General features: G+C 68.6%; 13 protein-coding genes. All 13 read right to left on the bottom strand.

What is annotated here, in order from left to right:
* Nucleotides 1–5 precede the first annotated feature (5 nt).
* Complete coding sequence (gene rpsC / locus C3492_RS18210; RefSeq protein WP_014674374.1) at nucleotides 6–827, bottom strand: 30S ribosomal protein S3; 822 nt, start codon at nucleotides 825–827, stop codon at nucleotides 6–8.
* Nucleotides 827–1,174, bottom strand: a complete 348-nt coding sequence (gene rplV, locus C3492_RS18205) for a 50S ribosomal protein L22 (RefSeq protein WP_006130776.1) — start codon at nucleotides 1,172–1,174, stop codon at nucleotides 827–829. Before rplV ends, rpsC begins: the two co-directional genes overlap by 1 nt.
* 43 nt (nucleotides 1,175–1,217) lie before the next feature.
* Nucleotides 1,218–1,499, bottom strand: coding sequence for a 30S ribosomal protein S19 (gene rpsS / locus C3492_RS18200; protein ID WP_030641188.1), 282 nt, complete (start codon nucleotides 1,497–1,499; stop codon nucleotides 1,218–1,220).
* A 12-nt stretch (nucleotides 1,500–1,511) separates the two neighbouring features.
* Nucleotides 1,512–2,348 carry a 50S ribosomal protein L2 gene (gene rplB, locus C3492_RS18195; protein WP_030601203.1) on the bottom strand — a complete coding sequence of 279 codons (837 nt, stop codon included), beginning with the start codon at nucleotides 2,346–2,348 and terminating at the stop codon, nucleotides 1,512–1,514.
* Nucleotides 2,349–2,388: 40 nt separating this feature from the next.
* The gene (gene rplW / locus C3492_RS18190) at nucleotides 2,389–2,808 is read right to left on the bottom strand and encodes a 50S ribosomal protein L23 (protein WP_103812796.1); all 420 of its coding nucleotides are present in this window, start codon (nucleotides 2,806–2,808) and stop codon (nucleotides 2,389–2,391) included.
* Nucleotides 2,808–3,461: a 50S ribosomal protein L4 gene (gene rplD, locus C3492_RS18185; protein WP_103812795.1), complete on the bottom strand. Its 654-nt coding sequence runs from the start codon at nucleotides 3,459–3,461 to the stop codon at nucleotides 2,808–2,810. Before rplD ends, rplW begins: the two co-directional genes overlap by 1 nt.
* A gap of 8 nt (nucleotides 3,462–3,469) precedes the next feature.
* Entirely contained in the window at nucleotides 3,470–4,114 is a 645-nt protein-coding gene (rplC, locus tag C3492_RS18180) for a 50S ribosomal protein L3 (RefSeq protein WP_059252066.1), read from the bottom strand.
* Nucleotides 4,115–4,130: 16 nt separating this feature from the next.
* Nucleotides 4,131–4,439, bottom strand: a complete 309-nt coding sequence (gene rpsJ, locus C3492_RS18175) for a 30S ribosomal protein S10 (protein ID WP_003948644.1) — start codon at nucleotides 4,437–4,439, stop codon at nucleotides 4,131–4,133.
* A gap of 494 nt (nucleotides 4,440–4,933) precedes the next feature.
* Nucleotides 4,934–5,371, bottom strand: a complete 438-nt coding sequence (locus tag C3492_RS18170; protein WP_103812794.1) for a hypothetical protein — start codon at nucleotides 5,369–5,371, stop codon at nucleotides 4,934–4,936.
* Between the two features lie 266 nt (nucleotides 5,372–5,637).
* Nucleotides 5,638–8,625 carry a glycosyl hydrolase 115 family protein gene (locus C3492_RS18165; RefSeq protein ID WP_258055760.1) on the bottom strand — a complete coding sequence of 996 codons (2,988 nt, stop codon included), beginning with the start codon at nucleotides 8,623–8,625 and terminating at the stop codon, nucleotides 5,638–5,640.
* A 179-nt stretch (nucleotides 8,626–8,804) separates the two neighbouring features.
* Complete coding sequence (locus C3492_RS18160; protein WP_308461152.1) at nucleotides 8,805–9,557, bottom strand: hypothetical protein; 753 nt, start codon at nucleotides 9,555–9,557, stop codon at nucleotides 8,805–8,807.
* A 203-nt stretch (nucleotides 9,558–9,760) separates the two neighbouring features.
* The gene (gene tuf, locus C3492_RS18155) at nucleotides 9,761–10,954 is read right to left on the bottom strand and encodes an elongation factor Tu (RefSeq protein ID WP_030778468.1); all 1,194 of its coding nucleotides are present in this window, start codon (nucleotides 10,952–10,954) and stop codon (nucleotides 9,761–9,763) included.
* Nucleotides 10,955–11,110: 156 nt separating this feature from the next.
* Nucleotides 11,111–13,237 carry an elongation factor G gene (gene fusA / locus C3492_RS18150; RefSeq protein ID WP_103812791.1) on the bottom strand — a complete coding sequence of 709 codons (2,127 nt, stop codon included), beginning with the start codon at nucleotides 13,235–13,237 and terminating at the stop codon, nucleotides 11,111–11,113.
* Nucleotides 13,238–13,267 lie beyond the last annotated feature (30 nt).

Here is a 13,267-nt window from a genome sequence, read left to right as displayed (position 1 = left end):
GACGGTCAGGCCTCCGTTCCGGTGCTCTCAGCCGGAGCGGCGGCGGGAGCCTCGGCCTTGGGGGCCTCGGCACCGGCAGCCTGCTGCGGCTTGCGACCGCGCCGCTCGCCACCGCGGCCACCACGGGCCGGGCGGTCGGCGCCACCGCGGGCCGGGCGGTTACCCGCACGGGCGGCAGCGTTCTCGGCGCGGACCTCGGCGATGTTCTTGACGTCGCCCTTGTAGATCCAGACCTTCACACCGATGCGGCCGAAGGTCGTCTTGGCCTCGAAGAAGCCGTAGTCCACGTTCGCGCGGAGCGTGTGCAGGGGCACGCGGCCCTCGCGGTAGAACTCCGAGCGGGACATCTCGGCGCCGCCGAGGCGGCCACCGCACTGGATCTTGATGCCCTTGGCGCCGGCCTTCATGGCGGACTGCATGCTCTTGCGCATGGCCCGACGGAAGGAGACGCGGGAGGAGAGCTGCTCGGCGACGGCCTGGGCCACGAGCTGAGCGTCGGTCTCGGGGTTCTTGACCTCGAGGATGTTCAGCTGGACCTGCTTGCCCGTGAGCTTCTCAAGGTCGCCGCGGATGCGGTCGGCCTCGGCGCCACGGCGGCCGATGACGATGCCCGGACGAGCGGTGTGGATGTCCACACGCACGCGGTCACGGGTGCGCTCGATCTCGACCTTGGAGATGCCGGCGCGCTCCATGCCGGACGTCATCATCCGACGGATGGCGACGTCTTCCTTGACGTAGTCCTTGTACAGCTTGTCGGCGTACCAACGCGACTTGAAGTCGGTCGTGACACCGAGCCGGAACCCGTGCGGGTTTACCTTCTGGCCCATTACCGGGTTCCTTCCTTGCTGCTGACGACCACGGTGATGTGGCTGGTCCGCTTGCGGATCCGGTAGGCACGGCCCTGGGCACGCGGACGGAACCGCTTCAGGGTCGGGCCCTCGTCGACGTAGGCCTCGGAGATGAAGAGGCTGTCGACATCGGTGTGGTCGTAGTTGTGCGCGGCGTTGGCGATGGCGCTGTCGAGCACCTTGCCCACCGGCACCGAGGCGGCCTGCGGAGCGAATCGCAGGACGGCCTGGGCCTCCGTGGCGTCCATGCCACGGATGAGGTCCACCACGCGGCGGGCCTTCATGGGCGTGACGCGGATGTACCGCGCCTGGGCCCTGGCTTCCATGGTTGTCCCTTCAGTTACTTACGTGTCTGAATGCGATCCGCTGCTAGCGGCGCTTCGACTTCCGGTCTTCCTTGACGTGGCCCCGGAAGGTGCGCGTCGGCGAGAACTCGCCGAGCTTGTGGCCGACCATCGACTCGGTGACGAACACCGGGATGTGGGTCTTGCCGTTGTGCACCGCGATCGTGTGGCCGAGCATGGCCGGGACGATCATCGAGCGACGGGACCAGGTCTTGATGACGTTCTTGGTGCCGGCTTCGTTCTGCGTGTCCACCTTCTTCATCAGGTGGTCGTCGACGAAGGGCCCCTTCTTCAAGCTACGAGGCATCTCAACCCGTCCTTAGCGCTTCTTGTTCGTCTTGCGGCGGCGGACGATGTACTTGTTCGACGCCTTCTTGGGCGAACGAGTACGGCCTTCCTTCTTGCCCCACGGGGACACAGGGTGGCGACCACCGGAGGTCCGGCCCTCACCACCACCGTGCGGGTGGTCAACCGGGTTCATGACCACACCACGGACGGTCGGGCGAACGCCCAGCCACCGCTTGCGGCCCGCCTTGCCCCAGTTGATGTTGCTCTGCTCGGCGTTGCCGACCTCGCCGACGGTGGCGCGGCAGCGCACGTCGACCAGGCGGATCTCACCGGACGGCATGCGCAGGTGGGCGTAGGCGCCCTCCTTCGCGAGCAGCTGCACGGAGGCACCGGCGGAGCGGGCGAACTTGGCACCGCCACCGGGACGGAGCTCGATCGCGTGGATCGTGGTACCGACCGGGATGTTGCGGAGGGCCAGGTTGTTGCCCGGCTTGATGTCGGCCCCGGGACCGTTCTCCACGGTGTCGCCCTGCTGCAGGTTGCGCGGGGCGAGGATGTAGCGCTTCTCGCCGTCGGCGTAGTGCAGCAGCGCGATGCGCGCGGTGCGGTTGGGGTCGTACTCGATGTGCGCGACCTTCGCCGGCACGCCGTCCTTGTCGTGACGACGGAAGTCGATCACACGGTAGGCGCGCTTGTGTCCGCCACCCTGGTGGCGAACGGTCACACGACCGGCGTTGTTACGGCCGCCCTTGCTGTGCAGGGGACGGACCAGCGACTTCTCCGGCGTGGACCGCGTGACCTCGACGAAGTCGGCGACGCTGGCGCCACGACGGCCCGGCGTAGTCGGCTTGTACTTGCGGATTCCCATTTCTCAGTCCTCGTCCGATATCGGACGATCCGGACCGCCCTCAGGCGGTCGGACCGCCGAAGATGTCGATACGGTCGCCCTCGGCGAGGGTCACGATCGCGCGCTTGGTGCCCGCGCGCTGGCCGAAGCCGGTGCGGGTCCGCTTGCGCTTGCCCTGGCGGTTGATCGTGTTGACCCCGGTGACCTTGACGTCGAAGACCGCCTGGACGGCCTGCTTGATCTGGGTCTTGTTGGCGTTCGGGTCGACGATGAACGTGTACTTGTTCTCGTCGAGGAGCGCGTAGCTCTTCTCGGAGACGACCGGCTTCAGCAGGACGTCACGGGGGTCCGTGTACGACTTGCTCAGCGGGGTCTCGACGGTGTTCTTGCCCTCGGCGGCGTGACGGCGCGCCTTGGCGACGCGCGCGGCCTTGGCGGCCTTGGCGGCCTTCGAGGCGATAGCGGGGTGACGGATGGCCATCAGACCTCGCTCCCTTCGGTGTCGTTGGCCTTCGGGCCGGCGACGAAGGACTCGAAAGCGGCCTGGGTGAAGACCACGTCGTCCGAGACGAGAACGTCGTACGTGTTCAGCTGGCCCGGCTCCAGGATGTGGACCTGGGGCAGGTTGCGGGCGGACAGCCACGCGGCCTCGTCGGCGCGGTCGACGACCAGGAGCAGGTTCTTGCGCTCCGAGATCTTGCCGAACAGCGACTTGGCGGCCTTGGTGCTGGGGGTCTCGCCCTCGACCACGCCGGAGACGACGTGGATGCGGTTGTGACGCGCCCGGTCGGTGAGGGCACCGCGCAGGGCGGCGGCCTTCATCTTCTTCGGGGTGCGCTGCGAGTAGTCGCGCGGCACGGGACCGTGCACGACGCCACCACCGGCGAACTGCGGCGCGCGGGTCGAACCCTGACGGGCGCGACCGGTGCCCTTCTGGCGGTACGGCTTCTTGCCGCCACCACGGACTTCACCGCGGGTCTTGGTCTTGTGCGTGCCCTGACGGGCAGCGGCCAGCTGCGCGACGACGACCTGGTGGATCAGCGGAACGCTGACCTTGGCGTCGAAGATCTCCGCGGGGAGCTCGACGGAACCGGCCTTCTCGCCCGCCGGCGAAAGGATGTCAACAGTGCTCATCGGTTACCTCAGGCCCCCTTGGCCGCGGTGCGGACCAGGACGAGGCCGCCGTTCGGACCGGGAACCGCGCCCTTGATGAGCAGCAGACCCTTCTCCGCGTCAACGGCGTGGACGGTCAGGTTCTGGGTGGTGACCCGCTCGTTGCCCATGCGACCCGCCATGCGGAGGCCCTTGAACACACGGCCCGGGGTGGCGCAGCCACCGATGGAACCGGGGGAGCGGTGCTTGCGCTGGGTGCCGTGTCCGGCGCCGAGGCCACGGAAGTTGTGGCGCTTCATGACACCGGCGAAGCCCTTGCCCTTGCTCTTGCCGGTCACGTCGACCTTGACACCGGCCTCGAACACCGCAGCGGTGATCTCCTGGCCGAGCGTGTACTCGGAGGCGTCCGCGGTGCGGATCTCGACGAGGTGGCGACGGGGGGTGACGTCGGCCTTGGCGAAGTGGCCCTTGAGGGGCTTGTTCACCTTGCGCGGGTCGATCTCGCCGAAGGCGATCTGAACGGACTCGTAGCCGTCGACGTCATTCGTACGGACCTGGGTGACGACGTTGGGCCCAGCCTTGACGACGGTGACCGGAACAACACGGTTGTTCTCGTCCCACACCTGCGTCATGCCGAGCTTCTCGCCCAGGATGCCCTTGATCTGCTTAGCCATTCTCAGCCCACCAGCCTCAGAGCTTGATCTCGATGTCGACACCGGCCGGCAGGTCGAGTCGCATCAGAGAGTCAACGGTCTTGGGGGTCGGGTCGAGGATGTCGATCAGGCGCTTGTGCGTGCGCATCTCGAAGTGCTCGCGCGAGTCCTTGTACTTGTGCGGCGACTTGATGACGCAGTACACGTTCTTCTCAGTGGGCAGCGGCACCGGGCCCGCGACCGACGCACCGGTACGGGTCACCGTCTCGACGATCTTCTTCGCCGAGGAGTCGATGACCTCGTGGTCGTAGGCCTTGAGCCGGATGCGGATCTTCTGTCCCGCCATGGCTACTCAGTAGTCCTGTCTCTTCTCACGCTCTGGAACCCGGTGGTTCCTGCATCCCTCGTTCTCCGACCCACGCGGTCGGGCGTGTCGCGCTCCCGCTGACACGGATGTCCCTTGTTCGAACATCCCCGCGGGATTGACACGGCCCTTCCGGAACCGCGGACCGGGGACCTCGGGTCCACCGGGCGCCTGGCCGGTGCCGCGCCCACGCTTCCCGGAAGATTCCCGTACGTCCGCCCCAGTGCTGCCCGAGGGCAGTTAGGGCGACGAGTACTGTGGGACTCGCTTCCGGTCCTCCCGGCGGGAGGCGCGCAGCATCAACACTCGACCGAGCAACTCGGACAGTCTGCCATATGGGGCAGCGCCTCCGCCAATCGAGCCGAAGAGATTACCCCGAAGGTGACGTAGGTCAAACCGGCGCCGCGTTCACGGCACATCCATGATCCGTACCGTGCCGCAGCCGCGCTGTGCCGCCTCGTGCCGCGCGAAGACCTTCAGCGCGGTGCGGGCGAACGCGGCGGAGTAGTGCGGGGCCGGGTAGCTGTGGGTGTCCCGGTCGTAGAGGCGGTAGAACGCGAAGACCGCCTCGTGGGTGGAGCGGGGGGGCAGCTCGCGGTCGCCAGGACGAAGTCGTGGTCGGGGCCGCCGAACCCGGCCGACTCGAAGTCCTCGGCGGCGACGCCGTAGTACGCGTACAGCCCGTAGGCGGGCTTCTTCGCGCCGGTCACCAGGTAGCAGTTGGTCTGCGGGGCGTCCGTATCCGCCGGGTACCCCATGATCCCGGGTGTGCCGCTCCCTGCCACCGCCGTGTCACGCAGCGCGGCGCAGGACCCCTGTGCCTGCGCGAAGGGCTTCGCCGTGCCGGGCTCGCCGAGCCGGGCCGTGGAGACGTGTGTGAGCGGCTTGCCGGCCCTCACCCGGCGCGCGCACATGCGCCGCGTCCCCCGTTACCGCCGACAACAACCCGAACCGGGCCCCTGACAGCGGCGGGCTCCTCCACGACCACACCCGCCACACCACCCGGTTCACGGTGATGACCTCTCCCTCCTCGCGATCGGTCCGGCCTGCCGCATCCAGTCGCTGCCGCCCGGCGCCCGCGTCGGCATCAAGACCCTCGCCGCCCGCTTCCCCGAGGGCGCGACCCGTAGCGAGGAGTGACGATCGCCGACTGGACGATCTCGACGGAGTGTCTGCCGCTCTACGGGTGACCGTCCCCCGCCCGCGCGCTCTCCAGCGGCCCCAGGTACAGCTGAGGCAGCCCGCCCGTGTCGATCAGCAGGCGCTGCACCACCACCGTCGGGTCCACCATCCAGAACCTCAGCCGGTGGACGCCCGGCTTCGTCAGGGTGTGCGTGGTCGCCGTCGCGTTGATGTTGTCCGAGGTGTGCCGCGCCCACACCGTGTTCAGCGCGCCGTCGTCCGCGCCCGCCGTGATGTCCACGGTCCGGATCGGGCCGTCGTCCAGCGAGATGCCGTAGCGCAGGCCCGAGACGCCGGGGACGGCCGGGTTGCGGGGGGACAGGTGGGCCCAGACCGTCACCTCGCCGGGGGCGGACAGCAGCGTCACCTCGTACTCCAGGCGAGGTGAGTCGCCGCCCGGGGTGCGGCTCGGGGACGTCACCGGCCATGGGGTCATGCCCGCGCCGGTCCGTCCGATGCCGTCGATGCGGCGCCACTGCCCGACCGCCCGGTCGTAGTGCTCGGCGTCGATCGCCACGTAGCCGCCGGCCTCCACGAAGCCCCGCGGCCGCAGGCCCGAGGGGCGTTCCGCCACGCAGCGGACCGGGACCGACGCGCCCGCTCCGTGCACCGTCAGGGTCGCCTCCGCGCGCCCGGCCGGAGCGCGGGACCAGTCCACCTGCACCTCCAGGCGGACCTGCTGGTCCACCCGGCCGCGCGGGCGGTCCACCCGCAGCCAGGGCGCCGAGACCGAGACCTCGTACGGGAAGGGCGTACGGCCTCGGTTGAAGATCTCCACGTACTGCTGGGGGCGGGTCTGGTACGGGCTGAACGGCGGCAGGGACGCGGCCGAGGAGGAGCCTCCCGGCCACCACTCCCCCGCGTCTTCGGCCCCGTCCACGGACACGCCCAGCTCCGCACCCGAGGGCACCTCGATGCGCCTCACCGCGGGGAACAGCACATCCGGCAGCGCCACGTTGTCCTTCTCCGGCTGCTGCCAGCCCGCGTTGGGTCCGTAGCGGTCGACGTCCCCGTAGTCGATGTGGGGCTGGGTCTGGAAGCCCTGCCATTTGCCGTCGGCGACACGGGAGTTGAAGCGCTCGGCGAGGGCGAGGTCCTGGCCGAGAGCGGCTTCCGCCTGTGCCGCGCGGTCGTTGGCCGCGGCCCGGCCCTGCGCCGCGTACAGCAGGTTCGTGAACTCCGCCTCCCGCAGCACGTAGAGGTTCGCGGTCGCCGTGACCGCGTAGCCGGCGAGTTCGAACCACGCATCCCGCAACCGCACCGGCAGTCTGCGCTCGACGCGTTCCGCGCGGCGGCCCAGCGCGCGCCACTCCTCGGTGACCCGTTCCAGTTCCCGGTGTGCGAAGTAGTACGGGCTCTGCCGGTCGTCGTACACGACCTGGTCGCCGGAGAGGGTGATCCGGCGGTTCAGCAGCTCCGGTTTGCGGCGGGCCTGGAGCCGGCCGTAGGCCGCCAGCAGCGAGGCGATCTCCTTGGCCTGCGCCTCGCCGAAGTTCTGGCGGGCGTAGCGCTGCTCCCAGGCGCCGAGGCGCTCCAGCGGCCAGGCGTCGGGGTTCCAGGCGTAGGAGAGGAAGAACTCCGTCGGCAGTTCGTTGCCCTTGAGGTCACCGACGTTGACCACCCACAGGCCGTGGTTGCCGTGGGCGTGCGCCTGGTGGAGCTGTTCCCAGACGTTCCTGAGGTTCGCGGTGTCGACCCACTTGTAGTTGCGGCCGGCGCCGACGTAGTCGAAGTGGTAGTAGAGGCCGTATCCGCCGGCGCGGGGGCTGTCCGGGTGCTTGCGGATGTTGCCCCAGTTGTCGTCCGTGAGGACCACGGTGACGTCGTCCGGGGCGCGCAGGCCGCGGTCCCAGTAGCGCTGGACCTCCTTGTAGAGGGTCCAGACCTGGGGGGTCTCGGCCGCCGGCCTGCCGGTCACCTCCTCGATGATGCGGCGCTGGTCGGCGATGATCTCCCGCATCAGTTCGATGCCGTCGCCGTCGGGGAGACTCGTGTCGCCGTTGCCGCGCATGCCGAGGGTGACGACGCCCTCGAAGCCCTGGTCGACCATGCGCTGGATGCCGGCGCGCCAGTACGCGCGGATCGCCTCCGGGTTGCGGCGGTACGACCATTCGCCCGTGCCCCCGTAGGGGTCGGTCCCGGAGCCGGCGTGCCGGTTCCACTCCTCGATGCCCCGCATCATCGGCGCCTCGTGGGACGTTCCCATGACGATGCCGTACTCGGCCGCCCGCCGGTGGTTGTCCGGGTCGTCCTCCGCGAACGCCCGGCCCCAGACCGCCGGCCAGAGGTAGTTGCCCTTCAGGCGCAGCAGGACCTCGAAGACCTTCGCGTAGAAGTCGGCGGTAAAGCCGCCGGGGTAGCCCGGTGCCTTCCCCGGGCCGAAGTACGCCGGTGCCCAGGTGCCGAGCGCCGGGTTCTCGTCGTTGATGAAGACGCCCCGGTACTTCACCGCCGGGGTCCCCTGGGTGAAGCGGCCGGCCTTCACCCAGACCGCGTCGCGCCGGGCCGGCGGTACGTCGTCCCACCAGTGCCAGGGCGAGACGCCGATGCCGTACGAGACGTCGTACGCCCCGAAGATCGTGCCCCGCGGGTCGCTGCCCGCGATGACGAAGGCCCGCTCCACACCGGGCATCGGGTGCTCCACGACCGTCTGGAGCGAGGTCTCCCACCTGCCTCGCACGCCCGTGACGTCGAGCTTTCCGGACCGGATCAGTCCGTCGATCAGCGGGCTGCGGCCGATCGTGCCGAGCAGCACCGGGAAGCGGCCGATCGTCGTGCCCGGGCGGACACCGGTCACCCGCGCGAGGTCGTCCCGGAGGTCCCCGGCCACCCGTACGACCCCGGGGTGGTCCTCCGCGCTCACCACCACGGGCGCGCCGACCAGGGAGAACACCCCGCCCGTGAACGAGATGTACGCCCCCGGGTCCGTCGCCCGGAGCCCGTTCCCCGGGGCGGCGGACGCGGTCCCCTGGCCCCCCACCGGCATCGCGGCCAGCCCGGCGCCCAGGACCGTCCCGCCGAGCACCGTCCTACGGCTGACGTGCGCAGACGACATACCTCACCCCTCCAGCCCCTCCGGCCCCTATTTGCTCATCGGCATGACAAATAGTGGGGGGAGGCAGGGGCGGGGGAACGGGTCGTACGCGCCGAATAGTTTCGAAGCCGTCAGTACGCCGAGCCCGCGAGCAGGAAGCCGTCCTCCGCCACCAGATTGTTCGCGCTGAGCAGGTTGCCGCCCGCCGGCAGTCCCATCGACCTGCGCTGCGCCCCGATCCCCGGATCACGCACGGACACGGTCAGGGTGTAGGCCGGCTGCCCGGTGATGGTGTTCGAGGAGTCGATCGGCGGCTGGAGCTTCTCCACCACGTCCCTCGCGTTCTGCCCGGGGCACAGTGCCTCCAGCGGCAGGGACACCTCGGCGCTGTCACCGGTGCCCGACTTCGTGGCGGAGTCCCAGGTGACGGGCAGGCCGTGGGCACCGCCGACCAGCCCCCGCGGGCCCTCGATCTCGACGGCGACGCCCTCGCCGCCCAGGGCCCGCGACAGCTCCAGCGATCCCTTGGGACCCGGTGCGAAGAGCAGGCCGATGGTGAAGCGGCCGGGGGCGCGGGACGGCTTCTCGTAGCCGTAGGAGCCGAGGACGAGCCGCGGGCCGGGCACCGGGGCCGGGGACTCCGCCGCGGGGGGCGCGGACGCGGACGCGGGCAGCGGGAAGTAGTGGTAGCCCTCGGCCCCGCAGTGGCCGCCGTCGGAGAAACCGCCTCCCGGCAGCGGGATCGTGCGGGCCGGGCCCGACGCGGCCGAGGCGCCCCAGGAGAACAGGCCCTGCTGCCAGGCCATGGCGATCACCACGGCCGCCACGGCCAGCCAGGGGACGACCGTCTGGAGCGCCGCGTGTATCAAGGTCCTCTTCCTCACCCGCAGAACCGTATGCGGTCCCGGGTGGGACACACGAAGAGACCCTGGCGGGACAGACGACGAGTCCCTGGCGGACACAGGAAGAGGCCCTGGCCGGACATACGAAGAGGCCCGTACGACCGGAGTCGTACGGGCCTCTCGCAGGTCGAGACCTTCGGGTCAGGCACTGACCCTCAAGCCATCAAGCCGCAAGCAAGCGGAACTTACTTGACGATCTTGGTGACCTGGCCGGCGCCCACGGTGCGGCCACCCTCACGGATGGCGAACTTCAGGCCCTCTTCCATGGCGACGGGCTGGATGAGCTCCACCTTCATCTCGGTGTTGTCACCCGGCATGACCATCTCGGTGCCCTCGGGGAGGGTCACCACGCCGGTCACGTCCGTCGTGCGGAAGTAGAACTGCGGACGGTAGTTGTTGAAGAACGGCGTGTGGCGGCCACCCTCGTCCTTGGAGAGGATGTAGGCCTGCGCCTCGAACTCGGTGTGCGGGGTGACCGAGCCCGGCTTGATGATGACCTGGCCGCGCTCGACGTCCTCGCGCTTGATGCCACGGAGGAGCAGACCGACGTTCTCACCGGCCTGACCCTCGTCGAGCAGCTTGCGGAACATCTCGATGCCGGTGACCGTGGTGGAGGTCTTCTCCGGCTTGATGCCGATGATGTCCACGTTCTCGTTGACCTTGAGGACACCACGCTCGATACGGCCGGTGACGACCGTACCGCGACCGGTGATGGTGAAGACGTCCTCGATCGGCATGAGGAACGGCTTGTCGACGTCGCGCTCCGGCTGCGGGATCGACTCGTCGACGGCCTTCATCAGGTTGAGGACGGAGTCCACCCACTCCTGCTCGCCCTCAAGGGCCTTGAGCGCGGAGACCTTGACGACCGGGACGTCGTCGCCGGGGAACTCGTACTCGGAGAGGAGCTCACGGACCTCGAGCTCGACGAGCTCCAGGATCTCCTCGTCGTCCACCATGTCGGCCTTGTTCAGGGCGACGACGATGTACGGAACGCCGACCTGGCGGGCCAGGAGCACGTGCTCCTTGGTCTGCGGCATCGGGCCGTCGGTGGCGGCGACCACGAGGATGGCGCCGTCCATCTGCGCCGCACCCGTGATCATGTTCTTGATGTAGTCCGCGTGACCCGGGCAGTCGACGTGGGCGTAGTGACGCGCCTCGGTCTGGTACTCGACGTGCGCGATGGAGATGGTGATACCGCGCTGACGCTCCTCAGGAGCCTTGTCGATGTTGTCGAACGGGGTGGCCTCGTTCAGGTCCGGGTACGCGTCGTGCAGCACCTTGGTAATGGCGGCCGTGAGGGTCGTCTTACCGTGGTCGATGTGACCGATGGTGCCGATGTTGACGTGCGGCTTAGTCCGCTCGAACTTCGCCTTCGCCACTGGGGTCCTCCTGTGGAGTGGTTCTGTACGCCTTACTTCATCGGCGCCAGGTGATCTTTGCTGTAAAGGCCCGGAACCCGGGGCAAACGCTCACGATTGCGGACGTTTGCCCCTGGAGGCTCCGGAGTCAAGCCTACGGCGTGTGAACGCGGTGCGTTACTCGCCCTTGGCCTTCGCGATGATCTCCTCGGCGACGTTCCGCGGAACCTCGGCGTAGGAGTCGAACTGCATCGAGTAGCTTGCGCGACCCGACGTCTTGCTGCGGAGGTCGCCGACGTAGCCGAACATCTCCGACAGGGGCACGAGGCCCTTCACGACGCGGGCACCAGCCCGCTCCTCCATGGCCTGGATCTGGCCACGGCGGGAGTTGATGTCGCCGATGACCTCACCCATGTAGTCCTCGGGCGTGGTGACCTCGACGGCCATCATCGGCTCAAGGAGCACGGGCTTGGCCTTGCGCGCGGCCTCCTTGAAGGCCTGCGAACCGGCGATCTTGAAGGCGAGCTCGGAGGAGTCGACCTCGTGGTAGGCACCGTCCAGCAGGATGACCCGGACACCGGTCATCTCGTAGCCGGCGAGGATGCCGAACTGCATGGCCTCCTGCGCACCGGCGTCCACCGAAGGGATGTACTCCTTCGGGATACGGCCACCGGTGACCTGGTTCACGAACTCGTAGGCCATGTCGCCGCTCTCGATCGGCTCGATCGAGATGATGACGCGACCGAACTGGCCGGTGCCACCCGTCTGCTTCTTGTGGGTGTACTCGACCTTGTCGACCTTCTGGCGAATGGTCTCACGGTACGCGACCTGCGGCTTGCCGACGTTGGCCTCGACCTTGAACTCGCGCTTCATGCGGTCGACCAGCACCTCGAGGTGCAGCTCGCCCATACCGCCGATGACGGTCTGGCCGGTCTCCTCGTTGGTGTGCACCTGGAAGGAGGGGTCCTCCTCCGCGAGACGCTGGATGGCGACACCCAGCTTCTCCTGGTCACCCTTGGACTTGGGCTCGATCGCGACCTCGATGACCGGCGCCGGGAAGTCCATGGACTCCAGGATCACCGGGTTCTTCTCGTCGCACAGCGTCTCACCGGTGGTGGTCTGCTTCAGGCCCATGACGGCGACGATGTCGCCCGCGCCCACCGACTCGATCTCCTCACGCTTGTTGGCGTGCATGCGGTAGATCTTGCCGATGCGCTCCTTGCGGCCCTTGACGGAGTTCAGCACGGCGGTGCCGGACTCCAGGCGGCCGGAGTACACGCGGACGAAGGTGAGCTTGCCCAGGTGCGGGTCGCTCATGATCTTGAACGCCAGCGCGGACAGGGGCTCCTCGTCGGACGGCTTGCGCTTGATGACCGTCTCCGGGTCCTTGACGTCGTGGCCCTCGATGGCCTCGATGTCGACCGGGGACGGCAGGTAGCGCACGACCGCGTCGAGCAGGGGCTGGACGCCCTTGTTCTTGAACGCGGTGCCGCAGAACACCGGGGTGACGGTGGTGCCGGTGCCCTTGCCGGACGCGATGGTGATACGACGGATCGCGGCGTACAGCTGCTCCTCGGTGGGCTCCTCGCCCTCCAGGTACAGCTCCATGATCTCTTCGTCGTTCTCGGCGACGGCCTCGACCAGCTTGCCGCGCCACTCCTCGGCGGCCTCGGTGTGCGTGGCGGGGATGTCGACGGTGTCGTACATCTCGCCCTTGGTCGCCTCGGCCGACCAGACCAGGGCCTTCATCTTCACCAGGTCGACGACGCCCTTGAAGTCCGCCTCGGCACCGATCGGCAGCTGCATGACCAGCGGCTGCGCGCCCAGACGGTCGGAGATCATGTCGACACAGCGGTGGAACTCGGCACCGGTGCGGTCGAGCTTGTTGACGAAGCAGATACGCGGAACGCCGTAGCGGTCCGCCTGACGCCACACCGTCTCGGACTGGGGCTCAACGCCGGCGACGCCGTCGAACACCGTGACAGCACCGTCGAGCACGCGCAGGGAACGCTCCACCTCGACGGTGAAGTCGACGTGACCCGGCGTGTCGATGATGTTGATGGTGTGGTCGACGTCCTCCAGCGACCAGTGACAGGTGGTGGCAGCAGAGGTGATCGTGATGCCACGCTCCTGCTCCTGCTCCATCCAGTCCATGGTGGCAGCGCCGTCGTGGACCTCACCGATCTTGTAAGACACACCGGTGTAGAACAGGATCCGCTCGGTGGTGGTCGTCTTGCCCGCGTCGATGTGGGCCATGATCCCGATGTTTCGGACCCTGGCCAGGTCAAGTGAAGTGGTAGCCATAAGGCTTCAGTCTTCTCTCGGTCTCGATGT

The organism is Streptomyces sp. Ru62 (assembly GCF_002920615.1).
Lineage (GTDB): Bacteria > Actinomycetota > Actinomycetes > Streptomycetales > Streptomycetaceae > Streptomyces.
Note: the sequence above shows the minus strand (reverse complement) of the source record. Positions and strands in the feature narration are given on the sequence as shown.